The following is a 23,984-nucleotide window of genomic DNA, read 5'->3' on the forward strand; positions in this document are numbered from 1 at the left end:
CGCGATGGGCCGTCACTTGGCCGGCGGATCCTGGATCGAGCGCAGGTACTCGACCAGCTCGCCGATCTTGCGCTTGGCCTCGGCCTGGCGCTCCGGGGTCGAATCGGGCCAGAGGAAGGCCTCGCCCCAGATCGGCATCTCGCGGGTGCCGTGCTCCTTGATCGCTTCGGTGCCGTCGATGCTGGCCCAGACGCGCTCGGCCGGGTAGGCGCCGCTGTTCTTCTTGGCCAGCACGGTCAGGTCGGTCGGGGCCTGCTTGAGGCTGTCGGCGATGTAGCCGTCACCCTTGCCGCCCACACCGTGACAGTTCATGCAGTAGGTCTTGTAGGAGATCTTGCCGTTGAACGCCGAGTAGCTCTCTCCCGCCGAGCCACCCTTCTGCGCGACAGCCATGCCGGTCACGGCGCCGAGCACCGCCGTCACGACGAGCAGACCGATGGCGATCGAGAGCGCTCGTGCCGCCCGCTCCCGTTCGTTTCGACTCATCACGACCCCCCTTTCTGAGATCGGTGCAGTCCTCTCGCTGGAGACGAGAAAAGGTTAGCAGGTTTCCCGCGAACCGGCGTCGCTGTGGTGGAATCCCGATCATGATCGCGCATGGCAACCTGTTCACACCGCCTCTCGTCGCGCCCGCCGGCGCGGCGACGGGCGAGCGGTTCGACTGCCTGCTCGAACGGCCCGGCGTGCTGCTCGAGCGCATCGTCTCGACCGGCCAGGCGTCGCCACCGGACTTCTGGTACGACGCCCCACGCGACGAGTGGGTCGTGCTGCTGAGCGGCGCGGCGCGCCTGCGGATCGACGGCGAGGACCGCTCGCGCGAGCTGCACCCCGGCGACTGGGTCCTGCTGCCTGCCCATTGCCGTCATCGCGTCGATTGGACCGATCCCGACCAGCCGACCCGCTGGCTCGCGCTGCATCTCGATCCCACCCCGGAGGAACGATGACCGACGACGTGGCCGCAGCGGAGATCGCCATGCGCCCGATCGGGCGAGTCCGCAGCCCGTATCGAGAAACGGCCGAGGTCCCGCGTGGACGCGGCGCCGAGCATCTCGCCGAAGGAACGATCGAGCTGCGGCCCGAGCTCGCCGCCGGGCTCGACGACATCGAGGGCTTCTCGCACCTCTTCGTGATCTGGGTCTTCGATCGCTCGGTCGGATTCGACCTGCACTCCCAGCCCCCGACAGCCAGCCGGCCGCACGGGGTCTTCTCCACTCGCTCGCCGCGCCGCCCCAACCCGCTCGGCCTCACCGTCGTCGAGATCCTCGGGCGCGAGGGGTCGACGGTGCGGGTGCGCGGTCTCGACATGCTCGACGGAACGCCGGTGCTCGACCTCAAGCCGGTGATGTCGAGCGTCCCGGCGGAGCGGCTCCGGCGGGGCTGGTTCGACGACGAGGGCCGGAAGGCCGATCCGCCGGCGGCCTAGGCGGAGCGGTCGATCGACCTGCCGGTCCGCGCCCGCAGTCGCGTGACGAGCGCGGCGAAGTCGTCGGGCCGGGGTGCGGTGAACCTCAGCTCGCGGCCGTCCCGCGGGTGGCGGAGCTGCAAGGCCCCGGCGTGCAGCGCCAGGCGCTCGACCGGCACGGGAAAGGGCTCGGCCTCGCGCGGCCGGTAGACCGCGTCGCCGAGCACCGGATGACCGGCGGCGGAAAAGTGGATGCGGATCTGGTGGGTGCGTCCGGTTTCGAGACGGACCTCGACGAGAGTGGCGATGCCGAAGCGTTCGAGCACCCGGTAGTGCGTCACCGCCCACTTGCCCTCTTCCCCGGCGCCCGCGACCCAGCGCCGCCGCCGCACGCCGTCGCCGACGAGCGGCCAGTCGAAGGTGCCGGCCTCCGCGGCGAGATCGCCCTCCACGACGGCGTCGTAGACGCGCCCCAGGCTGTGATCGAGGAGTTGCTCCTGGAGCGCGTGTTGCGCCGCGAGATTCCGCGCGAAGGCGAGCAGCCCCGAGGTGTCGCGGTCGAGACGGTGAACGACGGCGACGAAGCTCGCACCGCCGCGGCGTCGCAGTTCCTTCTGCAGGCGCGAGACCAGCGTCTCGCGCTCCTCACCGAGGGTGGTCGGCACCGAGAGGAGTCCGGCGGGCTTCGCCACCACGACGAGGTCGGCGTCGAGGTGGACCAGGTCGACCCGCCCCTCGCCGCCGTGGCGTGGCAGCCCCGGGTCGAGGTCGATCGCGGTGGCCGGCGGAATCCAGGCGCCGGGGTCGCGCTCGACCTCGCCGCCGACGCGGACCTTGCCCTCCTCGATGAAGCTCTTCGCACGCGAGAAGGAGAGCTCGGGGTGCTCGCGCTGCACCCGGCGCGCCAGCCGCTCGGCGTCCGCGCCGGCGGGCGAGGCGCCACGGACCGGGCGGGTCGGACGGGCTCGCGGCTTCACCATCAGTTGCGGAGGCGGGAAGGCAGGGCGCGTGTCTCAGCCGCGCGCCGGCGGCATGTCGCGATCGGCCAGCGTCTCGAAGACCCCGAGCTGCCGGTTCTTCCGCACGTTGTCCCAGGCGAAGCAGGAGCCGTTCATCGCGAGGTAGACACCGGCCGGAAGCACTTGGACGAAGGAGAGCGCGCTGCCGAGGTTGAAGAGGCCGTCGGAGGAGCCGAACGCCCAGGGCACCATCGCCCCGGTGAGCACGATCGTCTTGCCGAGAGCGGCGCTCGCCAGGACCCCCGCCGTCTCGACCATCGTGTCGGTGCCGTGGGTGATGAGGATCCGGTCCTCGGGGACCTGTCGGCAGGTGGCGAGGAGCAGCTCGCGGTCCTGGTCGGTCATCTCCAGGCTGTCGACCATCATGACCGTCCGCACCTCGACCTTCACCCGACACCGGCCGAGCCGCAACATCTCGTGCAGGTGGGTGTCGCGAAAGTAGAGGCGCCCGGTGAGCTCGTCGTACTCCTTGTCGAACGTGCCACCGGTCACGAGGATGCGGATAGCCATCGAACCTCTCCGTTCAGCCGAGCCCGGTGGAACCGAATCCGCCGCCGCCGCGCGCCGTCTCGCCGAGCTCCTCGGCAGCCACGAAGACCGGCATCGACACCGGCGCGACGACGAGCTGGGCGATGCGCTCGCCTCGCCGCAGGGTGAACGGTTCCTGGCCGAGGTTGATCATCAAGACGGCGACTTCGCCTCGATAGTCGCTGTCGATCGTGCCCGGCGTGTTGACCAGGGTGACGCCGTGACGCAGCGCCAGCCCGCTGCGTGGCCGGACCTGCCCTTCATGGCCCGGCGGGATCTCGAGGATCAGCCCGGTCGGCACGAGCACCCGGCAACCGGGCGCAAGGACCAACTCCGCGGCGATCGCCGCGCGCAGATCGGCTCCCGCGCTCCCCGCCGACGCCGGTTCGGGAAGCGGCAGCCCCGCGGCGTGCTCCAGCCGGCGCACGCGAACGATCGGCGCAGCGCTCACGAGTCGCCGTTCCCCTTCGTCGTGTCGGGCTCCGGAGGGAAGTTCGGGATGCCGACCCCCGGCCCCTGGGGGGGAGAGCCGGAAGGCATCCCTCCGGATTGCAGCCCGCCCGGCGGACCCGGCAGCCCCGTCGGCATCGTGGCTCCGGGGATCCCCCCGGGCGGCGGGAAGCGGTACGGGCGCCCGAGGACGGTGGCGTTGATGCGCGGCGAGGGCATCCCCGGCGCTCCGACGGGCGCGGCGGCCAGCAGGTCGACCTTGAACTCCCACTCGCGATAGCGGCTCTTGCCGAAGAAGAGCTTCAGCGAGCTTTCGTCGCTCATGCTCTTGACGCCGCGGATCGGCCCGGTCGGGAGGGCGACGTTCCCGAAAGAGGAGGCCGCGTCGAGGTCGCTCTCGATGCTGCCGATCGGTTCGGGCGGCGCCGTCGCGGGATCGCCCACCCCTCCCGACGGACCTCCGGGCCCCTGCCCCTGGACGATCGGCAGACCTCCCGGTTGAACGGGCGTGCCCATGCCGTCGACGATCAGGCGCCACTTCTTGCCGCCGGCGATCGGGTCCTCCCAGAGCTGACGAATCGAGCGTGGCTTGACCTCGAGCAGCTCGGGGAGACGGTTGGGCAACCGGCCGAAGCGCTTCTGGAAGATGCGGATCGCTTCGGCGTACTGGAGGCCGCGCGAGATCAGCTCCTCCTCCTTGTCGCGGCGGATGGCCGTGCTCCAGAGCGGCAGCGCAGCGGCCACCAGCACGTTGAGCACGGTGACCAGCATGACCACCGCGACCAGGTTGTAGCCACGGCTCCGACGGCGGCGTCTCAACTCACCACTCCGCATAGGGGGTACCGGACAGCGACAGGGCGGCGGAGCCCGACTTCACGTCGATGATCCCCGGCCCCCCGCCCTCCGGCACGTCGGTCTCCGCCGGGGCGCTCTCCGGATCGAGCTCCTCGTACACCAGCTGCCAGGTGTCGGCGCTCTTGGTGATCGGATCGATCGGCACCGCGCGCAGATAGCGCTCCTCGACGAGAGCCTCCAGCGTCTCCGGGTAGTGCCCCTTGTCGCCGTAGTACTGGTCGATCACCTCGCGCAGCGTCCGCAGGTTGGTCTTCAGAACCGACTCGGAAGCCCGCCGCGGCATGTCCTTGAGCGCCGGCATGGCGATCGAGGCGAGGATGCCGATGATCGCCACGACGATGATCAGCTCGAGCAGGGTGAAGCCGCGCCTGGCGCGGCGGCTGCGGGGGATGCGCATGACGCTGGCTCCGTTCACCACTTCGTGTAGGGGACGCCGTTGAGCCCCATCCCGCCGGAGAGCGAATAGACGTCGTAGACGTTCTCGCCGCCCCAGCTCGTCGAATCCCAATCGTCCTGGTAGCTGCGCAGCCCCCACTCCGTGTCGCCGGTCATCGGGTCGATGGGGAGGCGTCGCAGGAAGCGCACGCGACGATCGACCTGGCCGACCACGTCCACGCCCTCGACCAGCACGTCGAGGTCCTTCGGGTAGCCGTCGGTGCCGAGCTCGATGGGAATCAGCCCGGCGTCGCTGTAGCGCTTGAACTCGTCGATCGCGGCACGCATCTCGCGCAGGTCGGCCCGCAGCTCCATCTCCTTGCTCCGCTTGACGGTGAACTTGACCACCGGCATCGTGATGCCGGCGAGCACCGCCAGCGTGGCACAGACCACCACCAGCTCGACGAGGGTGTAGCCGCGGGTACGCCGCGGACGGCGGCGGTCGGCCATCCTCGCCTCAGGCCGCGACGACGGCCGGGGCCGGCGGCGCCAGCGCCGCCATCCCTGGCGGCTCCTCGACGTTAGGAACGCCGACCCCCGGTTGCGGCGTGTCCTGGGGTGGCGGCGGGGTCGGCTTCGCCGCCGGGCGGAAGGCGTCGCTCGGCGCCGCTCCGGGAGCCAGCTCGAGTCCGCCGGGGGGCGTCTGCGGCTGTGCGGGGGTCTCGCCCTGCTGCAGCCCGCGGGGGAGCCGCTGCAGGCGCTCGCGGATCTTCTCCTGGATCTCCTCCGGCGTCGCGCCCGACTCCTCCTCGAACGGACCGCTCTCCACCTCCGACTCGATGCGCGGGCTGCCGCCGCGGAAGGTGATGTTCTGCTCGGTGCCGACCCAGACCGGCAGCAGATCGTCCTCGCTGATGTTCGGCGTGCGGATGATGTGCGGCGTCAGCGTCAGCAGCACGTCGGTTCGCGTCGTGTCGGTCGAGGTCTTCCCGAAGAGGCGACCGATGATCGGAATGTCGGAGAGGCCCGGCAGGCCGCTGTCGGAGTGCGACTCGTCGGTACGGATCAGACCGGCGAGGAAGTTCGTCTCGCCATCCTTCAGACGGATGGTCGACTCGATGTTGCGCGTGCCGATGACCGGCTGGCGCTGCCCCCCCGACCCGGCGACGTAGCTGGTGATCTGCGACACCTCGATCTTCAGCTTGAGGGTCACTTCCTTGTTGTGATGCACGCGCGGCTCGATCTCGATGCGGATGCCGACGTCCTGGTACTGGAACGAGGTGATCGGCACGATGGTGCCGCCGCCCACGGTCTGCGAGGTGTTGAACGAGGTCACCGGAATCGGCACCTTGTCGCCGATGTGCAGGCTGGCCTTCTCCCCCTCCGAGATGCGCACCTGCGGCTTGGCGAGCAGCTGGCCGTCGCTGTTCGTCTTGACGAAGTCGTAGATGATCGACGGAATCGTCAGCGACCAGCTGTTCTGGGTCAGGTTCTGCAGGTCGGAGAAACGGATCGGCGTGTCCTCGCCGCCGAGGTCGAGCGACTGGCCGATCTGGTAGCTCGACAGCGACGCACCCAGCTCGAGCAGCCGGCTGGTGTTGACCTGCAGCAGCTCGACGTCGACCACCACCTCCGCCTTCGACTTGTCGACCCCCTCGACGATGCGCTGGGCGACCTTCACCTTGTCGGCGGTGTCGCGGATGGTGAAGGCGTTGAGCGCCTCGATCGGCGAGACGTTCTTCGAACCGATCAGGCTGCGCAGCAGGTTGACGACGTCCTTCACCTCGGCGTTGGAGAGGAAGAAGGTCTGGATCACCTGGTCTTCGTAGTTGCGCCGGTTCTGCGGGTTGTCGGCGGCGATGATGATCGAGTGCTCGTCGACCACCTTGTAGAACTGGCCCGAAGCGCGCATCAGGATCTCCAGGGCGTCCACCGCCGTGACGTCCTTGAGCTCGATGGCGAGGTTCTGGTCGCGCAGGTTCGGGTCGAAGAGGATGTTGATGCCGAACGCCTTGCCGAGCGCCTTGTAGATGTCGAAGAGCGACACCGGCTTGGGGAAGTCGAGCGAGATCGGCTCCTTGGAGCGCGGGTTGAGGACCGGCGGCTGGGCCTGAGCGCCGCGTGTCTTCGTCTTCATCTCGTCGAGCGTCAGGGGCAGCGGGCTGTCGCGCCGCGCCGAGGCAAGGCGATTGCGGACCTTCTCCAGCTCCACCGCCGCGTACTGGTTCGTCGGGTCGAGCTGTGCGGCCTGCTGGTACTCCACCAGCGCACGGTCGAGCACCTGAGCCTCGTGGAAGCGCTTGCCGCGCTCGAAGTGCATCTGCGAGGCCTTGATCTTGGCGCGCAGCAGCGCGGCCTTGTAGCGCGCGTTGTCGGGCTCCTGGTTGACCAGCTCGAGGTAGCGCAGCACGGCCGCGTCCCAGTCCTCCCGCTGCTCGGCCTGTTCGGCCCGACGCAGGGTCTGGAAACCGCTGCAGGCCGTCCCGAGCGACAACACCGCCAGCAGCAGCAGGGCCACTCCCGTCCGTTGGATCTTCATGCGCGACGCCCCCTCTCCTTCCCCTCCGGCCCTAACCGCCGATGCCGACGCGCTGCGCGGGCACCTGGGGGAAGCCGACGAACTTGAGCGAGACCGACTCGAGACCGATCTCGTCGAGGATGAACTTGCCTCGCAGGACCTCGCCGCGACGGGCGTTGAGGATCTCCTGCTTGGTTTTGTCGCTGAACACAGCGACCCGCCGGCCCGGCGGCCCGAAACTGCCGAGGTAGGTCAGGTCGAAGGCAGGCGGGCGAGGCTTGGCCTCCTCGATCGCACGCTGCCGCTGCCGCTGCTCGGCGACCTGTCGCGCCTCCTCCATCGCCGCGAGCTCGGCGGCCGTCGGCGGAGGGGGTGGCGGCGGGGTCGGCGCCGCGCCGAAGCGGAACGGATCCCGACCGACCCGGAACTCGCTCGGCTCGACATCGAGATCCTTCAGGCGCAGCTCGACCACCTCGGCGACCTCGAGGCCGCTCTTGCCGGCCACCACCGGCTGGCGACCGCCCCGTCCCTGCGCGGGCGGACGCGTTTCGAGCAGCGGCGCCGGCGGCGCTTCGGGAACCAGGGCGGGCAGCCACCGGTAGAGCGCCAGCGACAACGCCACCGCCAGCAGCACGAAGAGCAGTTGTTGCCGTCGGGCCGGGGTCACGACGACGGCCTCCCGGCCGCCTCCTGGGCGGAGAACAGGGTGGACAGCTCGAGCTCGGCCCGCAGGTCGCCCCCGAGTCGCACCTCGCCGACCTGGATCCGCTCGAGCACCAGGAAGGAAGGTGTCATCTCGATCAGGTAGACGAGCTGCCGCAGGGCCGGATAGCTCCCTTCGACGGAGAAGCGGAACGAGCGACGGGAGAGACCGTAGTCGGCGATCATCTCCTGGGGATAGCTGATCGCGCGGATCTCGAGGCCCGATCGCGACGCCAACTGCTTGACCTCGGCGATGCTCGCGGTCAGACGCTGATCCGGCGTGGCGAACCAGTCGCGGTAGAGCTGCTCGCGGCGCTCGTCGTTGCCTCGCACCTCGCCGAGGCGCGTCGAGAGCTCGCCGGCCTGCCGCTCGAGCCGCTCGGCCTGCTGTGCCGTCTCCCGGTAGCGGGCCTCGAATCCTTCCACCCGCGTGGCCAACAGCCCTCGATGGAAGGCGAAGAGCGCGGCGTTCGCCGCCAGGAAGACCAACGCGGGGACCCAGAGGGAGGCCCGCGACAGCCAGATCTCGCCCCGGGTCCTCATCGCAGCCTCCGCGTCGCCGACGCCGCCGGACCGAGCGGCAGCGGCACCTGGCCGCGCCGGGGCGCGCTCGGCGCACCCCCGGCGACCGGGAGGTTGGCGGCCGGTGCCTCACCCCACCCGCCGACGGCGCCGCTCTCGACCGCGGTCGAGACCCGCGGCGCCCAGCGGGCGCTCGACGGCTCGGGCTCGGCGCCGGAGGCCTGTCCCGGGACCGGAGCATTCTCCGGCACCGCAACCTCGCCGATCGTCGCGGGCGCGGCGCCCGCCCCGCCCACCGGAGCGAGCGGCACGGCCCGCGCTCCACCGGCCGGCGGCGCGATCGACCCGCCGGGGCGTGCGGGCTCGGGCTCGCGCCCCGCCGCCGGCAGCGTGGCGATGTCGGACCTTGCCGCCGCAGCGCCTGCCGTGGTGGGCCGTGAGGAAACCTTCTCGCCGGCGGGAGCCGCGAGTGGCCGATAGTCGACCCGGAGCTCGAACTGGATCGGCTGGCCGGCCGGCACCGATTCGCGCTGCAGGTCAGGCGAGGCGAAGGCCGGATGCGCGAAGAGCGCGTCGACGAAGTCGAGCAGCGCCTCGTCACTCTCGGCGTAGCCGGTGAGCCCCAGGGAGATCCAGCCGCTGGCCGCCGCCCCGCGCACCGGCCCCCGGCGCTGCGCCGGCGAGGCGAGCGTCGGGACGATCTGGACCAATCGGACCTGGCGCGGCAGGACTTCGCCGAGGCGCTGGAAGAGCGCGGTCCAGGAGAGGGTCCGCCGGTCGATCTCGCGGTTGAGGAAGCCGCTGCGTTCGTTCTCGGCGACGAGGTCGATGCCTCGCAGCTCGGTCTGCAGCGCGGCGATTCTCTGCTGCCCGGCGACGGCGCGAGCCTCCATCTCGGCCAGCGCGTGCCGGCGCTCGCCGAGGGTGTTCGAGAGGCGCCAGATCTCCGCCCCGTTCCACAGCGCGAGCGCTCCCCCGGCGAGCCAGAGGACGACCGCCAACCGGGTGATCGGACGGCTGTTGACGAACGGGCGGCGCGCGAGGTTCAGGCTCACTCCACCTCCTCGCAGGCGGCCCCGAGCAGCGGCGCGAGCTCGACCCAGTTCGACCCTTCGCGCAGCCCGGCGATCGGCAGCAGCCCGGCGCGCAGGGGAACCGGCTCGGCATCGAGCCCTTCCGTCACCGCGTCGCACCAGGCCGTTTCCTGGGATCGGTCCGCCGCCACGACGACGCGACCGAGCGGCAGGTCGCCGAGCCGCTCCTCGACGAACGCACGGGTGAGGCGAAGCTCACGGACGAGCATCTCCGCCCGGGTCGCCTCGTCCCAGTCGACCGGCACCGCTTTCTGCCGGAAGAGCACCGGCGAGCCGCCCTGCCATCCCACCAACGAGAAACCCTCCGCTTGGGCCGAGAGCAGCAGCAGATCGCGCTCCCCGTCCGCCATCCCGGCAAGGAGCGCCGCGCTGGCGGCGAGACTGCGGTTGGTGATCCGCCCCAGATGCACGCCGTGCCGCTCGAAAGCCTCCTCGAAACGGGCCAGGCCCGCCTCGGCCGCGAAGCCTACCAGGGCCCGCACCGGCTCTTGCGGCGAGGCGAGGGGGGGGACTTCGACCGCCGTGATCCGGAGCTCGTCGACACGAAACGGCACCAAGCGCTTGAGCTTGAAGCGCAGGACCTCGTCGCGCTCGCCGGGATCGCGCGGCAGCTCGCCGAGCTCGAGAAACGCGAGCCGCAGCCAGTCGTCGGGCAACACCAGCGAGGCCTGTTTGACGCCGCCCGACACGCGCTCGAGCAACTCGCCGACACGCTCGGCCATCTGCGCCACCTCGCGCGGGGCGAAGCCCGGGTGGACCGGCGCCCAGAGGCTCCCGTCGAGCGCCACGGCGTGCTCCTCCCGCAACTGGTGGACACGCCCCTCGCGCCCGAAGCCGGCATAGCGCAGCCGCCCGGGCTCGACCCCGAAGACGTGGGGCGGCGCCGGGCGCGGCTCGAGGCCGAGCAGTCTCTCAATCCACAAAGGTGACCTTGTTGATCTCACGGAGCGTCGTGACCCCTTGCAGTGCCTTCTCCAGCGCCGACTCGCGGAGGAACCGCATCCCCTCCTCCTTGGCGGCGCGCTTGATCTCCGAGGCCGGCCGGCGCTCGAGAATCAGCTCGCGGATGCGATCCGACAGGTCGAGCAGCTCGGAGACCGCCAGGCGGCCGAGGAACCCGGTGCCGTTGCACTCGAGGCATCCGGCCCCTTCGTAGAACACCTGATCGGCATAGAGCGTCGGCGAGAGACCGGACTCCTCGAGCGTCTGTTTCGAGACCCGCGCCGGCCGCCGGCAGTGCGGGCAGATCCGGCGCACCAGGCGCTGGGCGAGCACGCAGTTGAGCGCCGACACGAAATTGTAGAGGTCCACCTTCATGTTGAGGAAGCGCCCCAGCACGTCCACCACGTTGTTGGCGTGGACGGTGGTGAACACCAGGTGGCCGGTCAGGGCCGACTGGATGGCGATCTGCGCCGTTTCCTCGTCACGAATCTCGCCCACCATGATCTTGTCCGGGTCGTGCCGCAGGATCGAGCGCAGGCCGCGGGCGAAGGTCAGCCCCTTCTTCTCGTTGACCGGGATCTGGGTGATCCCCCTGAGCTGGTACTCGACCGGATCCTCGATGGTGATGATCTTGTCCTCGGGCGACTGGATCTCGGCGAGGCAGGCGTAGAGCGTGGTCGTCTTGCCCGAGCCGGTCGGGCCGGTGACCAGCACCATGCCGTAGGGCTCGCGGATGAACTTGCGCACCTTCTTCATCGTCTCCTCGTCGAAACCGAGGATGTCGAGGCGCAGGTTCTTGAACTCCTTGTTCATCGACTCCTTGTCGAGGATGCGGATGACGCAGTCCTCGCCGTGCACCGACGGCATGATCGAGACGCGGAAGTCGATGGTGCGACCCTTCAGACGCAGCTTGAACCGTCCGTCCTGCGGCACCCGCTTCTCGGCGATGTCGAGCTCGGACATCACCTTGATGCGGCTGATGATCGTCTGGTGGTGCCGCTTGTCGATCGGGTCCATCGCCTGGTAGAGGACGCCGTCGATGCGGTACTTGATCACCACCTCGTGGTCGCCGCTCTCGATATGGATGTCCGAGGCGCGGCGCTGGATGGCGTTGAAGAGCGTCGAGTCGATCAGCTTGATGATCGGCGAGGCGTCGGCGGTGATGCGGTCGATCGACAGGACCTCGCCGCCCTCCTCGTCCTCCTGGACGAGCTGGATGCGGAAATCCTCGGTGGCCTCCTCGAGCACCCGCTGCGAGCTCTCCGCCTTCTGCAGCACGTCGTCGATCGCCGGTGCCGCCGCCACCTCCGCTTCGACCGGCTGGCCGACCAGCAGCTCGAGCTCGTCGAGGCGGGTGACGTCCGACGGGTCCTTCATCGCCACCCGCAGCCGGCCGGCGAGCTGCTCGAGCGGCACGAAGCCGTAACGCAGCATCAGGTCGAACGGCAGCGAATGGAAGAGGGCGCTGTCGATGCGGACGCGCGCCAGGTCGACGAACGGCAGCCGCAGCCGGTTCGCCAGGTCCTCGGCCCGCTGGCGCTCGTTGGCCAGCAGGGCGCGCTGGGCCTCGCGCGCCGACTCCGGCGCCTGACGCGCACTGTCCACGCTCATGCTCGCCCCCTCCACCCGGTCGATGCTCTCACTTGATCTGCCCCAGGATCTCGAACATCGGAAGATAGACCGAGACCAGCAGCAACGCCACGATCACTCCCATGAAGACGAGCATCAGCGGCTCGATCAGCGAGAGGATGCGCTGCATCCGCGTCTCGACCTCGTCGTCGAGGAAGTCTGCCACGTTGCTGAGCATGGCATCGAGAGCCCCGGTCGCCTCGCCCACCTTGACCATGTCGATCGACATGTCGGTGAAGATCGTGGTGTCCTCGAGCGCCGCGTAGAACGGCCGCCCCTCCCGCACCTGCTGCACCGCCGGCTTGACCTTGGCCCGCACCCAGAGGTTGCCGATCGCCGCGTTGGCGATCTCGAGCGACGGGACGAGCGGCATGCCGCCGGCGAGCAGCGTGGCGAGCGAACGACAGAACTCCGCCAGGGCGAAACGATGGAAGACCGGACCGAGGAACGGCAGCCGCAGTCGAATGCGGTCCGCCGTGACCCGGCCCTCGGGGGTGCGCAGCCAGCGCCGCGCGGCGACGACGGCCGCGGCGACGCCGAGAGCGAGCCAGAGGAGGTTCTGGCGCAGGAAGACCGAGAAGCCGATGGTCATCCGGGTGAGCAGCGGCAGCCGAACGTCCATCGACTCGTAGAAGATGGTGAATCGCGGCAGGACGAAGATGGCCATGACGAAGATCAGCGCCACCGAGAGCCCGACCAGCACCGCCGGGTAGACCAGGGCCGAGACGACGCGCTTGCGCGCCGCGAGCACGAGCTGCAAGTAGCGCACGAAGCGCCGCAGGACCTGCTCGAGCTCGCCGGTGCGCTCACCGGCCTTGAGCGTCGAGGCGTAGAGCGGCGGGAAGACGTCGCCGAACGAGGCGAAGGCGTCCGAGAGCTCGACGCCGGACTTGACCTTGTCGCGCACCTCGGTGAGGACGCCGCGGAACTCCGCGTCCTTGAGCCGCTCGAGCATCAGGTCGAGCGCCTGCATCAGCGGCAGCCCGGCCCGCAGCAGCGCCGCCAGCTCCTGGTTGAAGACCATCAACGACTGGGAGGAGATGCGGCGGCGGCGCGGCGCACCGCCGCGCCAGGGCAGCCTCAGGCCGAGACGCTTCTCGACCGAGAAGACCTGCAGCCCGCGCCGCTCGAGCTCGTGGCGCAGGAGCGCTTCGTCGCGTGCCTCATGGGTCTCGCGCACCACCCGGCCGTCGGCGGTGCCCACCCGGCAGACGAACTGCACCCTTAGCTCCCCTCGGCCGGCTCGTAGGACATCACGACGAGCAGCGCGGACTGGCTCCCTTCGTCGCGCGTCAGGCCGAGGATGAATGGCTGGGCGAGCGGCAGATTGACGGAGGTGTGGATCAGCTCGCGCGGCTCTGCCGTGCCCTCGCGCAAGACCCGGAAGCCGTGGAGCTTGAGACGCTGCCCGGGCACCACGGTGCCGAGCCGGAACTCCACCCGGTAGCCGTTGCGGAATTCGTACCCGACCTGGTCGCCCTCGCGAGCCTCGAGCCGGGTCTCCGACAGCAGGCTGTAGGAGTCGAAGCTCAGCAACCGGCGCAGGCGCTCGGCGAGGTCGCCTTCGAGCTCCTGCAGCACGGGGCTCACCAACGCCGGCCCGCTGGGAACTCCCGGCACGCCGACGCCCATCGAGCGTCGCCCGGCCAGGACCAGTTGCAGCCGCAGGCGAACCGGCGCCGCCGGGTGATCGAAGCTGCGCAGGAGCGGGACGATGCGCGAGAGCACCGGGAGACTGTCGTGAATCACCAGCGTCCGCCCGTCGCTCTCGAGCTCCATCCGGCCGCTCGGCGACAGCAGCGGTCGGACCAGGGCCATCGCGTCCTCCGCCGACTGATGGCGGAGCGCGAAGCTGTAGGACGAGACCACCGCCGCGCGCCCCGGGGCGGTCCGTCCGTTCTGCGCGCCGAGCGCGGTGGCGCCGAGCGCCAGCAGCAGACCGCAGGAGCCCAGGAGGGAGCCGAGACCGCGCGAGGTCAGACCGGTGCCGTGCATCGTCAGGTTCGCCGAGGGGACGGAGGCGTCACACGTTGAGGTTGGCGTCGACCACCATGACCACCGCCACCCCGTCGGAGCTCAGCTCGTAGACCCGCGCCTGCTCCGAGTCGACCTCGTCGATCAGCGGCTGCACCGGCAGGCTGGCCGACACGGCCGCCCACGCTTCGCGGTCCGCCGAGACAGCCCCCTCCGGCACACGCGTCGGCTGGACCGTCAGCACCGCGGCGACGAGCGCCGCAGCCGCCGCCACGCGGACGGCGAGGGCCCGGCGCCCGCCGCTCTGCCGACCCACGCGGCCGGCGCGGATCAGCGCCGCCACGCCCTGCTGCATCGAAGCGACCTCGGCGTCGCTCACCGCCGGCGTGGTCAGCCGCTGGAAGAGCAGCAACGGATCGACGGCGAGCGCGGCGCGGCGGCAGGAGGCGCAGCTGTTCAGATGCGAGCGCACCTCGCTCCATCCCGGCGGATCATCGAACGGATCGCGCCCCCGCGCCGCCACCGCCGCTCGCCAGTCGGGACAGCTCACGCGCCACCTCCGGAGGTCGGTTGCCGGCCTTCGGCGTACTCCGGGTACCGTTTGACGAGCTCACGGCGCAGGACCTTGCGCGCATTGAACAGGTGGTTGCGCACCGTCGACTCCTCGCAGCCGGCGATCTCCGCCACCTCCTGCGACGAGAGTCCGTCGACCTCGCGCAGCAGGAAGACGGTGCGCTGCTTTTCGGGAAGCTCGGCGGCGAGCTCGCGGAAGATCGCGTCGACCTCGTTCTCTTCGAGGCTCGCCAGGTCGTGCAGGGCGCGCGTCTCGGCCCGCCGCATGAGGTGCAGGCGGAACGGCTCGTTGCCGCGTTCGCGGCTCTTGCGCGAGCGCCAATGGTCGATCGCCAGGTTGGTGGCGATGCGGTAGATCCAGGTGTTGGGGCTCCAGCGCTCGTCGAAGCGGCGGCGGTTCTCCCACAGCTTGAGGAAGGTGACCTGGACGACGTCGCGGGCCTCCTCCTCGTCGCCGAGCAGCCGGGCGACCAGGGCGACGAGCGGCCGCGTCTTGCGAGCGATCAACTCCTCGAGCGCCCGCTCGTCGTCCTTCGCCAACGAGGCGAGCAGATCCCGGTCGGTCGCCTCGGCGAGGCGAACGCGGTGCTGGCTGGCGGAAAAGGCGAGTTGGGGCCTCATGCGTCTCTCGGAGCTTATACGCGCGACCGGCGGGCGGCGTCCATGACCGCTCGTCGGGGTCGTCCGGCCTGGAGAAGCCCCGCTGCCTCCCTGCTGCCCCGGGGGTGGGCGATTATACTCGCCGCTCCCGCCATGTGGCTTCTCTACCAGGCGCTGGTCCTCGTCCTCCTCCTCCTCGTCGGTCCGGTCCTGCTGGCGCGACGGGGGCGCCACTACCTGCCGGCGGTGCGGGCGCGGTTCGCCCGGCGCCTGCCGGAAGGCCCGCGGGGCGCGATCTGGATCCACGCGGTGTCGGTCGGCGAGGTCGGCGTGGCTGCCACCCTGATTCGCGCCCTGCCGCCGGAGCTCCCACTGCTCGTCACGACGGTGACCTCGACCGGCCAGGAGCGCGCCCAGGCCCAGCTCGGCCGTCGCGCCGGTATCGGGTACCTGCCGTTCGAGCTCGGGGGACCCGTCCGGCGCTTCTTCTCCCGACTCGCCCCGACGGCCCTGGTGCTCACCGAAGGCGACCTCTGGCCGCTCGTTCTGCGCGAAGCCCGCCGGCGGGCGTTGCCGATCGTCGTGGTCAACGGCCGGGTGAGCGACCGGAGCTTCGCCCGCCTCCGCCGTCTCCGCCCGCTGCTCGGTCCGCTGCTCGACCCGGTCGACGCCTTCGGCATGCAGACCGCCGCCGACTGCGACCGGCTATTGGCGCTCGGCGTGCCCGCCACCCGGGTCGAGGTGACCGGCAACCTCAAGTACGAGACGCCCGAGCCGCCGAGTCACCCCGAGCTCGAGGCGCGGCTGCTCGCCCTGGCGGCCGGCCGGACGATCGTCGTCGCCGGCTCGACGATGCCCGGCGAGGAGGAGGCGGTGCTCGATGCGCTCGCCATGGCGGACCCGGATGCGGTGATGCTGGTGCTCGCCGCACGCCACCCCGAGCGCTGGGAGGTCGTCGCCGCAGTCGCCGCCTCGCGCTTCCCGGCGACGGTACGGCGGAGCGCCCTTCCCGACACGGGTCGGCCCCCGATCGTCGTCCTCGACAGCCTCGGCGAGCTCGCCGGTCTCTATCGGCTCGCCGGCGCCGCCTTCATCGGCGGCACGCTGGTGCCGCGCGGCGGGCACAATCCGCTCGAAGCGGCCCGCTTCGGCGTCCCGGTCGCCGTCGGCGCGTCGATGGAGAACTTCCGCGAGATCGCCGAGGCGTTCGATCGCGCCGAGGCCTGGTGGCGCGTCGGCGACGGGCGCGAGCTCGGCGAGCTCTGGCGCGCTCTCGGCGCCGATCCAGCTTTCGGCCGCGCCGTCGGCGAACGGGGCCGTCGCCTCGTCGACGAAAACCGCGGGGCACTCGACCGGACGCTCGCGCTGCTCGCCCGGCACCTCCCGCTCGCCGCTCCGGCGCCCACGCCATGAGCGCCCCACCCCTCGCCGCCGCGCCGCGGGCGCCGCGCTCTCCCTGGCAGCGCCTCTACACCGCCGCCCACGCCTGGCGACGGCGACGCGCCGCGACGCGGGCCCGCCGGTTGCCCCGTCCGGTGGTGAGCGTCGGCAACCTTCATTGGGGCGGCACCGGCAAGACGCCGCTCACCGCGGCGCTGGCAGCGCACCTGCGCGACCAGGGGCGCGCCGTCGCCGTGCTCTCGCGCGGCTACCGCGGCTCGACGCGCAAGCCGCTGCTGGTCTCCCGGGGAGACGGTCCGCTCGTCACCGCGGAGCTGGCCGGCGACGAGCCGGTGGCGCTCGCCCTGGCGCTTCCCGGCGTCGCCGTGGCCGTCGGGCGCGACCGGGCCGCTGCCGGCCATTTGGCGCTCGCCACGCTCGAACCGCCGCCCGACCTCTTCCTGCTCGACGACGGCTTCTCCCATGTGCAGCTCGCGCGCGACCTCGATCTGCTGGCGGTTCCCGAAAGCGACCCGTTCGGCGGCGGCCGTCTTCCGCCGTCCGGACGGCTGCGCGAGCCGCTCGCCAGCGCACGGCACGCCCACGCGCTCCTGCTCACCGGAGCGACGGCCTCCCCCGAGGGGGCCCGCGCGGTCGCCGCGGCGCTTGCGCCGTTCGGCTTCGTCGGGCCCGGATTCGCCTGTCCGACGGCGATCGGCCAGCCGCACCGAGCCGAGCACGGAGAGCCCCTCGCCGCGGGGAGCCCGGTCCTCCTCGTCGCCGGCATCGCCCGTCCGGAGCGGTTCCTCGCCGCGGCGACCGCCAGCGGCATGCGCGTCGCCGGAACGCAGCTCTTCGCCGACCACCATGCCTACCCCGAGCCGAGCCTCCGCGCCATCCGGCTCGCTTTCGGTCGCTCCGGCGCGACGATGGTGCTCACCACCGCCAAGGACCAGGTCAAGCTCGGCGATCGCCTCGGCTTGCCGATCGCCGTTCTACCGGTCTCGGCCGCCCCCGAGGCGGCCTTCTGGGCCTGGCTCGACGGTGCGTTGCGACGGATCGCCGGATGAAGAACGCGCCGGTTCGCCATCGCCTCGAGCTCGGCGGCTATCTCGCCGTCAAGGCGCTGCTGCGCGGGCTGCCGCACGCCGGCAGCCGGGCCTGCGGAGCGTCCCTGGGGGGGATCCTCCATCGGCTCGACGCTCGCCACCGGCGTGTCGTCGAGCACAACCTGCGGCTCGCCTTTCCGGCGCTCGACGACGACGACCGCGCCGCGCTCGCCCGGCGTGCCTTCCGCCACACCGGCGCGACCTTTGCCGACGCCATCTCGATTCAGCGCTTCGACCGGGCCGAGCTCTGCCGGCGGGTCGACGTCAGTGGATGGGAGGTGTTGCGCGACGCCGAGGCGATGGGGCGCGGCGTCCTGGTGATGGGCGCCCACCTCGGCAACTGGGAGGTCGTCGCGCTGACCGTCGGCGCCTTGCACGGCCCGCTCCAGGCGGTCGGCCGCCCGGCCGACAATCCGTGGATGGACCGCGAGCTGCAACGCCTGCGGACGCGCTTCGGCAACGTCTCGCTGGCCAAGCACGGCTCGGTGCGCCGGATGCTGCGCGTGCTCAAGGAGGAGGGCCGTGTCGGCATGCTCATCGACCAGCGGGTGAAGCCACACGAGGGGATCGCCGTGCCGTTCTTCGGCACCCCCTGCTGGACGAGCCCGCTGCTCGCCCGCCTCGCGCTGCGCACCGGCGCACCGATCGTGCCGGCATTCGGCGATCACCTGCCGGACGGCCGCTACGCGATGCGGTTCCTGACGCCGCTCGTCCCGGAAGGAAGCGAGAACGACGAGACGGTCCTCGCCCTGACCGAACGCTGCCTCGAGGTCGTCGCCGAGGCCATCCGCCTCCGGCCGGAGAGCTGGTTCTGGCTCCACGAACGCTGGAAGGGGTTCGCGTGAGCGGCCGCACCCTGGTCGTCGTGCCGAACTGGGTCGGCGACTGCGTCATGGCCCAGCCGGTGCTGTCGGCGCTCGCGGCGAGCGGTCGCCCGGTCGTCGTGCTCGCCAAGCGCGGGCTCGTGCCGCTCTTCTCGGTCTTCCCGGATCTCTCCGGGACGCTCGAACGGGTCGCCGACGACGAGGCCACGCTCTCGGCGATCCGCGCTGCCGGCTGCGACGAGGCGGTGGTGCTGCCCAACTCCTTCCGCTCGGCGTATCTGCCCTGGCGCGCCGGCATCCCGCGTCGGCACGGCTACCGCGGCGACTTCCGCGGCGCGCTCCTCGCCCCGGCCACCCGGCGGCCGGCGAAGCGCCCGGTGCGCCCGCAGATCGCCGACTACGCCGAGCTGCTCGCCGCCATGGGCGTCGACGCGCCAGCGACCTGGATCCCGCGGCTCACCCCGAGCGCCGCGCTCGCCGAGCGCGGACGCGAACGGCTCGAGCGAGCTCACCTCGCGCCGCAGGCCGGGCCGCTCGTCGGACTCTTCCCCGGGGCCGAGTTCGGCGCCAGCAAGCGCTGGCCGTGGGAGCGCTTCGCCGCGCTCGCCACCGAGCTGCGGCGGCGCCGACCCGGGATCCAGCAGCTCGTCGTCGCCGGGCCGAAGGAGGTCTGGACGGCGGTGCGCGTGCACGAGGAGAGCGGTCATCTGCATCCGGTGATCGGGCCCGATCTCGATCTCGGCCAGTTGGCCGGCCTGCTCTCGCACCTCGATCTGCTGGTGACGAACGACTCGGGACCGATGCACCTCGCGGCCGCCCTCGGCGTGCCGTGCGTCGCGCTCTTCGGGCCGACCGACCCGCGCCGCACGGCGCCCGCCGGCGAGGGTCATCGTGTGCTCTCGACCGACCGCTGGTGTTCCCCCTGCTTCCGCCGGCGCTGCCCGCTGCTGCACCACCGCTGCCTGCGCGACCTCGGCGTCGACCAGGTGGCGGCGGCGTGCGAGGCGATCCTCGCCGGATAGCCAGACGGACCGGCGAAGCGATCAGTAGGAGAGCAGCTCGCGCGCCGCCGCGACGACGCGGTGGGCATCGGGCAGGAGCTCGATCTCGAGTCGGCGGGCGTAGGGCACCGGGCGGTCGGGGTAGGCGACGCGCCGCACCGGGGCATCGAGGAAGGCGAACGCCGCGTCGGCGATGCGCGCCGCGACCTCGCCGCCGAAGCCGCCGGTGAGCTGGGCCTCGTGGACGACCAGCACGCGACCGGTCTTGCGCACCGAGGCGAGCACCGTCGCCTCGTCGAACGGCACCAGGGTGCGCAGGTCGACGACCTCGGCGCGCACTCCCGACCTGGCCAGCTCCTCCTCGGCGGCGATGCAGGTCCACGTCGACGCGCCGTAGCCGACGAGCGTCAGATCGCGCCCTTCGCGCACGACGCGCGCCGTGCCGAGCGGTTCGATCGTCTCGCCGTCCGGCATCTCCTCGCGCACCCGCCGGTAGAGGAACTTGTGCTCGCAGAAGATCACCGGGTTCGGGTCGCGGATCGCCGCCTTGAGCAGCGCCTTGGCGTCGCGCGCGGTGGCCGGACAGACGACCTTCAGTCCGGCAACGTGGGCGAACCAGGCCTCGGGGTTCTGCGAGTGGAACGGCCCGGCGCCGACGCCGCCCCCGGAGGGCAGGCGCACCACGACTGGACAGGGCACCTGCCAGCGGTAGTAGAGCTTGGCGAGCACGTTGACGATCTGGTTGAAGCCGCAGGTGACGAAGTCGGCGAACTGCATCTCGACCACCGGGCGGAAGCCGAGCATCGCCGCCCCGGCGGCGATCCCCAGCGTGCCGCTCTCGGCGATCGGCGTGTCGAGCACGCGCTCGGGCCAGCGTTGCCAGAGTCCGCGGGTGACGCGGAAGGCGCCTTCGAAACGGCCGATGTCCTGCCCGAGGAGGACCACGGTCGGATCGCGCTCCATCTCTTCGCGCAGGGCCTCGTGGATCGCGTCGACGTAGGTCGTCTTGCTGTCGCTGCGCCTCCCGGGCTCGCGGGCCGGCTCGGGCTCCGTCGCGGTCAGGAGCGGCGCGAAGACCGCCCGATGAGCCGTCTCGCGCTCCGGTTCGCCGGCGCCGAGCGCCGCGTCGAGCGCGCGGTCGATCAGCGTGGCGATACGCCGGTCGATCCCCTCGCGGCGCGCCTCCGGCATCAGCCCGGCAGCCTCGAGCGCGCGCGCGTAGCCGGGGACCGGATCCTCGGCGACGTAGCGGCGATGCTCTTCCTTCGGCACCACCTTGAGCGAGTCGTCACCCTCCGAGTGGCCGCGCATCCGGCCGACCAGCGCTTCGATGAGCGTCGGCCCCCAGCCTTCGCGCGCCCGGGCGAAAGCGCGAGCGTAGGCGGCGGCCATCGCGTCCGGGTCGTTGCCGTCGACGGTCACCGCGGCGACGCCGTAGCCGGGTCCGCGGTCGGACAGCTTCTCGGCGGCGAACTGCATGTAGGCCGGCGTGGAGAAGGCGTAGCGGTTGTTCTCGACCACCAGGACGAGCGGCAGCTTCCAGACCGCCGCCATGTTGAGACCTTCGTGGAAGTCGCCGGTGGAGGTGCCGCCCTCGCCGATGAAGGTGATCGCCACGCGGTCGCTGCCGGCGAGCCGGCGGGCCAGGGCGCACCCGGCGGCCACCGGGATCATCGCCCCGAGGTGGCTGATCATCCCGACGTGGTAGATGCCGTGCTCGGGGGCGAGCCAGCCGTAGTGGAACGAACGCTCGACGCCCTGCGAGAAGCCGTCCGCCTTGCCGAGCAGCTGACAGGCGAGGCGGTAGAGCACGCGGTCGGGATCGGGCCGCCGGCTGTCCGGCTCGCCGAAGCCCAGCTCGGGGAAGGCCCGCGGCGGATCGAGGTAGCAGGCGAGGATCGCCCCGAGATCGCGGTGCAGCGAACAGAGCACGTCGCCCGACTCGAGCGAGAGACCCGCCGGCACGGTGACCCCTTCGTTGCCGATCTCCGAATACCACTTCGAGATCCGCCCGGTGAGCAGGAGCGATTCGAAGCGCGCGTCGAGGTCGCGCGCCAGCTTCATGAAGGCGTAACGGAGGACGCGGTCGCGCGGGACGAGGTTCACGGGGGCGGGAGTCTAGCAGCGGGCGGGGGAACGATCATCCGCCGCCCGACTGCCCGGCGGGGTCCGGCCGGCGCCCTCAGCCGCCGCGGCGCAACTGCGCGATGCGCGCTTCGAACTCGGCGCGGCGCGGCAGGTGAGGGTCGAGGCCGAGGAGCACCTTGAGGGTCAGCTCGGCTTCGCCGAGGCGGCGCGAGTCGAGGAGGTTGTCGAGCTGTCGGGCTCCCTGCTCGACCCCTTGCCGGCGGCGTTGCAGGTCCTCGAGACGGCCGATCTCGGAGAGCATCGCCCCGGGACGCTGCGAGACCGGCACCGTGCGGGCGTACTCCTCGACGATCTCGCGGGCGGCAAACCAGTCCTGGCGGCCGAGCGCCTCGCGGAAACGCTCTTCGAGCGCAGTCGCCTGCTGCTCGCCGGCCTGCTGCAGGCGGATCTCGTCGAGCCGCGCGCGATAGGTCGCGGCGGCGACTCGCGGGAGCCCGAGCCCGGCGAGCTCGCCGAGCTCCTGTTCGGCGGCCTCGAGCTGGCGCGCGGCGAGCAGGCTCTCCATCCGCTCGCGGCGCCGCGCGAGGTCGGACTCCTGGCGGACGCGAGCCTCCGCCTCCTCGATCTCCCGCGCCAGCAACCCGGCGAGCTCGCCGCTCGGGTCGCTCTTCTCAATCGCCTCGAGCTGGCGGCGCGCCGCCCGGAAGTCGCCGGCGCCGATCTGCTCGCGCCCGGTGGCAAGGATCCGCTCGGCCTGCTTGAGCTTCTCGACCTCACCGCCGATCATCCGCACCCAGGTCTGGTAGTCCTGGCGCTTCGGGTGATCCGGGGCGATCTCGAGCAGCGTGTCCAGCGCCAACTCCGCGAGCGCCTGCTTGCGGTCCTTGATGTACTTCTCGACCAGGGCTTCGGCTTCGCGCAGGCGCTCCTGCCGTTCGCTCGCCTCGCGTGCGACCGTCAGTCGCTCCCGCGCCGCCACCAGCCCCGGCAACTCGCCGAACGCGCCGACCGCCGCGCCGAGCAGGTCATCGGCCTCGTCGACCCGCCCGTCGGCGAGCGCCGCGTCGATCGCCGCGAGCCGCTCGGCCATCTCGCGTTCGCGTGCACCGCGCTGCGCGCCCTGGTCGATCTCGGCGATGCGCCGCCGCAGGTCGGCGAGCCCCTGGTTCTTCGCGTTGACCGCCTCGAGCCGCTTGGCGAGCGCCTTCGCCTCGTCGAGCTTGCCGGCGGCGAGCGCGTGCTCGGCGCGCTCGAGCAGGCGGGCCGAGTTGGCGGCGCGGTCGATCTGCGCCAGAAGCTCGAGCCGCTCCTCCCGCGTCAGGTCGGTGGTCGACTGCCGCCGGACGGGGGCCGTCACCACCGGTCCGGCCGCGGCGGCGAGCGGCACCGGCGCCGACGACGCCCGGGAGGTCGCGCCGCGCTGGCCGCCGCCGGCCTCGGCGGGGACCGGCAACTCCTGCGTCGCCACCTGGCGAAGCTGGTCGGCGACCCGCACCAGAGCCTGCAGGAAGGCGACGGCATCCGGGTAGCGGCTGTCGCGATCGCGCTCGAGCGCCTTGCGCACCGCCCGGTCGAGCTCTTCCGGCACGCGCACCCGCGGATTGCGGGTGGTCAGCGGCAGCGCCTCCTCGGTGAGGCGCTTGAAGACGAAGCCATGCTGATTCTCCGAATCGAACGGCGGCAGGCCGGCGATCATCTCGTAGAGCACGGCTCCGAAGGAGTAGAGATCGCTCCGGTGGTCGATCGCCGTCCCTTCCTTGAGGCCGCCGGCCTGCTCGGGCGAGCAGTACATCAGTTTGCCCATGAACATGCCGGCCTGGGTGATCTCGAGGTTGGAAGCCGGCGTCGCCAGGTTCTTCGCCAGACCGAGGTCGATGATCTTCACCTGATGGCGACCCTTGAGGTCGCGCGTGATCATCAGGTTGTCGGGAGAAAGGTCGCGGTGGATCACCCCGGCGCTGTGGATCGCCTCGAGACCGCGGAGTCCCTGGATGCCGAGCTCGACGGCGAGCTGCAGGGGAAACGGTCCCTTCTCGCGCAGCCACGAGCTGACGTCCTCGCCCTGGATGTGCTCCCACACCATGTAGAAGCTGCCGTCGGGCAGGCGCGAGAAGTCGTAGAGGATCGCCACGTTGGCGTGCTTGATCTGGGTGGCGATCCGCGCCTCCTGGGAGAACCGCTGGATCGCCGACGGGTCGGCCGCACGGTCTTGCCGCAGGATCTTGATGACCCGCATCTCGTGCAGGTGGACGTGGCGGACGCGAAAGACCTCGCCCATGCCGCCAGCAGCGAGACGTTCGACGATCTCGTACTTGCCGTCCAGGACCGAACCGATCTCGCGCGCGCTCAAACCGCTCCTCTCTTACCGGGTGAAGCCACGAAGCCTGCATTCTAGCCCG

At 71.4% G+C, this 23,984-nt stretch carries 25 protein-coding genes; 6 read left to right on the forward strand and 19 right to left on the reverse strand.

Annotated elements, in window-relative coordinates; all coding sequences use genetic code 11:
- Positions 1-12: 12 nt before the first annotated feature.
- A complete protein-coding gene (locus tag IPJ17_01555; GenBank protein QQR74304.1) occupies positions 13-486 on the reverse strand; it encodes a c-type cytochrome in 474 nt (157 codons plus the stop codon).
- Positions 487-587: 101 nt separating this feature from the next.
- Between IPJ17_01555 and IPJ17_01560 the strand changes: the two genes are divergently transcribed.
- Positions 588-944: a cupin domain-containing protein gene (locus IPJ17_01560; protein ID QQR74305.1), complete on the forward strand. Its 357-nt coding sequence runs from the start codon at positions 588-590 to the stop codon at positions 942-944.
- Entirely contained in the window at positions 941-1,423 is a 483-nt protein-coding gene (gene tsaA, locus IPJ17_01565) for a tRNA (N6-threonylcarbamoyladenosine(37)-N6)-methyltransferase TrmO (GenBank protein QQR74306.1), read from the forward strand. Before IPJ17_01560 ends, tsaA begins: the two co-directional genes overlap by 4 nt.
- Here the strand turns inward: tsaA and IPJ17_01570 are convergent.
- Genes IPJ17_01570 through IPJ17_01645 form a run of 16 tightly spaced genes read right to left on the reverse strand, consistent with a single transcriptional unit; the run spans position 1,420 to position 15,204 of the window.
- Positions 1,420-2,382 (reverse strand): RluA family pseudouridine synthase, encoded by a 963-nt coding sequence (locus tag IPJ17_01570; GenBank protein QQR74307.1) that lies wholly within the window; start codon positions 2,380-2,382, stop codon positions 1,420-1,422. The genes tsaA and IPJ17_01570 overlap by 4 nt on opposite strands.
- 33 nt (positions 2,383-2,415) lie before the next feature.
- Complete coding sequence (locus tag IPJ17_01575; protein ID QQR74308.1) at positions 2,416-2,931, reverse strand: asparaginase; 516 nt, start codon at positions 2,929-2,931, stop codon at positions 2,416-2,418.
- A 13-nt stretch (positions 2,932-2,944) separates the two neighbouring features.
- Positions 2,945-3,400, reverse strand: coding sequence for a dUTP diphosphatase (dut, locus tag IPJ17_01580; protein QQR74309.1), 456 nt, complete (start codon positions 3,398-3,400; stop codon positions 2,945-2,947).
- Entirely contained in the window at positions 3,397-4,218 is an 822-nt protein-coding gene (locus IPJ17_01585) for a hypothetical protein (protein QQR74310.1), read from the reverse strand. Before IPJ17_01585 ends, dut begins: the two co-directional genes overlap by 4 nt.
- Before the next feature lies 1 nt (position 4,219).
- A complete protein-coding gene (locus tag IPJ17_01590; protein QQR74311.1) occupies positions 4,220-4,651 on the reverse strand; it encodes a type II secretion system protein in 432 nt (143 codons plus the stop codon).
- Positions 4,652-4,665: 14 nt separating this feature from the next.
- Positions 4,666-5,139, reverse strand: a complete 474-nt coding sequence (locus IPJ17_01595; protein ID QQR74312.1) for a prepilin-type N-terminal cleavage/methylation domain-containing protein — start codon at positions 5,137-5,139, stop codon at positions 4,666-4,668.
- A 7-nt stretch (positions 5,140-5,146) separates the two neighbouring features.
- Positions 5,147-7,168 carry a hypothetical protein gene (locus IPJ17_01600; protein QQR74313.1) on the reverse strand — a complete coding sequence of 674 codons (2,022 nt, stop codon included), beginning with the start codon at positions 7,166-7,168 and terminating at the stop codon, positions 5,147-5,149.
- Between the two features lie 31 nt (positions 7,169-7,199).
- A complete protein-coding gene (locus IPJ17_01605; protein QQR74314.1) occupies positions 7,200-7,814 on the reverse strand; it encodes a hypothetical protein in 615 nt (204 codons plus the stop codon).
- Complete coding sequence (locus IPJ17_01610) at positions 7,811-8,392, reverse strand: hypothetical protein (GenBank protein QQR74315.1); 582 nt, start codon at positions 8,390-8,392, stop codon at positions 7,811-7,813. The genes IPJ17_01605 and IPJ17_01610 overlap by 4 nt, the downstream gene beginning before the upstream one ends.
- A complete protein-coding gene (locus tag IPJ17_01615; GenBank protein ID QQR74316.1) occupies positions 8,389-9,426 on the reverse strand; it encodes a hypothetical protein in 1,038 nt (345 codons plus the stop codon). Before IPJ17_01615 ends, IPJ17_01610 begins: the two co-directional genes overlap by 4 nt.
- Complete coding sequence (locus IPJ17_01620) at positions 9,423-10,388, reverse strand: hypothetical protein (GenBank protein ID QQR74317.1); 966 nt, start codon at positions 10,386-10,388, stop codon at positions 9,423-9,425. Before IPJ17_01620 ends, IPJ17_01615 begins: the two co-directional genes overlap by 4 nt.
- Positions 10,378-12,018: a type II/IV secretion system protein gene (locus IPJ17_01625; GenBank protein ID QQR74318.1), complete on the reverse strand. Its 1,641-nt coding sequence runs from the start codon at positions 12,016-12,018 to the stop codon at positions 10,378-10,380. Before IPJ17_01625 ends, IPJ17_01620 begins: the two co-directional genes overlap by 11 nt.
- Before the next feature lie 28 nt (positions 12,019-12,046).
- Positions 12,047-13,258: a type II secretion system F family protein gene (locus IPJ17_01630; GenBank protein ID QQR74319.1), complete on the reverse strand. Its 1,212-nt coding sequence runs from the start codon at positions 13,256-13,258 to the stop codon at positions 12,047-12,049.
- A 2-nt stretch (positions 13,259-13,260) separates the two neighbouring features.
- A complete protein-coding gene (locus IPJ17_01635; protein ID QQR74320.1) occupies positions 13,261-14,031 on the reverse strand; it encodes a hypothetical protein in 771 nt (256 codons plus the stop codon).
- 28 nt (positions 14,032-14,059) lie between these two features.
- Positions 14,060-14,560 (reverse strand): hypothetical protein, encoded by a 501-nt coding sequence (locus IPJ17_01640; GenBank protein ID QQR74321.1) that lies wholly within the window; start codon positions 14,558-14,560, stop codon positions 14,060-14,062.
- Entirely contained in the window at positions 14,557-15,204 is a 648-nt protein-coding gene (locus IPJ17_01645) for an RNA polymerase sigma factor (protein QQR74322.1), read from the reverse strand. Before IPJ17_01645 ends, IPJ17_01640 begins: the two co-directional genes overlap by 4 nt.
- A gap of 132 nt (positions 15,205-15,336) precedes the next feature.
- Here IPJ17_01645 and IPJ17_01650 point away from each other — a divergent pair, with 132 nt between their 5' ends.
- From IPJ17_01650 to waaF, 4 genes are read left to right on the forward strand one after another with little or no spacing between them, the layout of a single operon-like run.
- Complete coding sequence (locus tag IPJ17_01650; GenBank protein QQR74323.1) at positions 15,337-16,596, forward strand: 3-deoxy-D-manno-octulosonic acid transferase; 1,260 nt, start codon at positions 15,337-15,339, stop codon at positions 16,594-16,596.
- Entirely contained in the window at positions 16,593-17,633 is a 1,041-nt protein-coding gene (gene lpxK, locus IPJ17_01655; GenBank protein ID QQR74324.1) for a tetraacyldisaccharide 4'-kinase, read from the forward strand. The genes IPJ17_01650 and lpxK overlap by 4 nt, the downstream gene beginning before the upstream one ends.
- The gene (locus IPJ17_01660; GenBank protein QQR74325.1) at positions 17,630-18,517 is read left to right on the forward strand and encodes a lysophospholipid acyltransferase family protein; all 888 of its coding nucleotides are present in this window, start codon (positions 17,630-17,632) and stop codon (positions 18,515-18,517) included. Before lpxK ends, IPJ17_01660 begins: the two co-directional genes overlap by 4 nt.
- Positions 18,514-19,518, forward strand: a complete 1,005-nt coding sequence (gene waaF / locus IPJ17_01665) for a lipopolysaccharide heptosyltransferase II (protein QQR74326.1) — start codon at positions 18,514-18,516, stop codon at positions 19,516-19,518. Before IPJ17_01660 ends, waaF begins: the two co-directional genes overlap by 4 nt.
- Before the next feature lie 21 nt (positions 19,519-19,539).
- Here waaF and IPJ17_01670 read toward each other — a convergent pair whose 3' ends face one another.
- On the reverse strand, positions 19,540-21,603 hold the full coding sequence (locus IPJ17_01670; protein QQR74327.1) for a dehydrogenase E1 component subunit alpha/beta: 2,064 nt from the start codon (positions 21,601-21,603) through the stop codon (positions 19,540-19,542).
- Positions 21,604-21,679: 76 nt separating this feature from the next.
- Positions 21,680-23,935, reverse strand: coding sequence for a protein kinase (locus IPJ17_01675; GenBank protein QQR74328.1), 2,256 nt, complete (start codon positions 23,933-23,935; stop codon positions 21,680-21,682).
- Between the last annotated feature and the right edge of the window lie 49 nt (positions 23,936-23,984).

The sequence above is a fragment of the Holophagales bacterium genome, from assembly GCA_016699405.1.
In the GTDB taxonomy this organism is placed as follows: Bacteria; Acidobacteriota; Thermoanaerobaculia; order Multivoradales; family JAGPDF01; genus JAAYLR01.

What these genes read in the sequence shown, in the direction of transcription:
- IPJ17_01625 (QQR74318.1), bottom strand. Translation starts at nt 12,018, where the DNA reads ATGAGCGTGGACAGTGCGCGTCAGGCGCCGGAGTCGGCGCGCGAGGCC.
- IPJ17_01590 (QQR74311.1), bottom strand. Translation starts at nt 4,651, where the DNA reads ATGCGCATCCCCCGCAGCCGCCGCGCCAGGCGCGGCTTCACCCTGCTC.
- tsaA (QQR74306.1), top strand. Translation starts at nt 941, where the DNA reads ATGACCGACGACGTGGCCGCAGCGGAGATCGCCATGCGCCCGATCGGG.
- IPJ17_01645 (QQR74322.1), bottom strand. Translation starts at nt 15,204, where the DNA reads ATGAGGCCCCAACTCGCCTTTTCCGCCAGCCAGCACCGCGTTCGCCTC.
- IPJ17_01600 (QQR74313.1), bottom strand. Translation starts at nt 7,168, where the DNA reads ATGAAGATCCAACGGACGGGAGTGGCCCTGCTGCTGCTGGCGGTGTTG.
- IPJ17_01595 (QQR74312.1), bottom strand. Translation starts at nt 5,139, where the DNA reads ATGGCCGACCGCCGCCGTCCGCGGCGTACCCGCGGCTACACCCTCGTC.
- lpxK (QQR74324.1), top strand. Translation starts at nt 16,593, where the DNA reads ATGAGCGCCCCACCCCTCGCCGCCGCGCCGCGGGCGCCGCGCTCTCCC.
- IPJ17_01660 (QQR74325.1), top strand. Translation starts at nt 17,630, where the DNA reads ATGAAGAACGCGCCGGTTCGCCATCGCCTCGAGCTCGGCGGCTATCTC.
- IPJ17_01650 (QQR74323.1), top strand. Translation starts at nt 15,337, where the DNA reads ATGTGGCTTCTCTACCAGGCGCTGGTCCTCGTCCTCCTCCTCCTCGTC.
- IPJ17_01575 (QQR74308.1), bottom strand. Translation starts at nt 2,931, where the DNA reads ATGGCTATCCGCATCCTCGTGACCGGTGGCACGTTCGACAAGGAGTAC.
- IPJ17_01560 (QQR74305.1), top strand. Translation starts at nt 588, where the DNA reads ATGATCGCGCATGGCAACCTGTTCACACCGCCTCTCGTCGCGCCCGCC.
- IPJ17_01570 (QQR74307.1), bottom strand. Translation starts at nt 2,382, where the DNA reads ATGGTGAAGCCGCGAGCCCGTCCGACCCGCCCGGTCCGTGGCGCCTCG.
- IPJ17_01555 (QQR74304.1), bottom strand. Translation starts at nt 486, where the DNA reads ATGAGTCGAAACGAACGGGAGCGGGCGGCACGAGCGCTCTCGATCGCC.
- IPJ17_01610 (QQR74315.1), bottom strand. Translation starts at nt 8,392, where the DNA reads ATGAGGACCCGGGGCGAGATCTGGCTGTCGCGGGCCTCCCTCTGGGTC.
- IPJ17_01635 (QQR74320.1), bottom strand. Translation starts at nt 14,031, where the DNA reads ATGCACGGCACCGGTCTGACCTCGCGCGGTCTCGGCTCCCTCCTGGGC.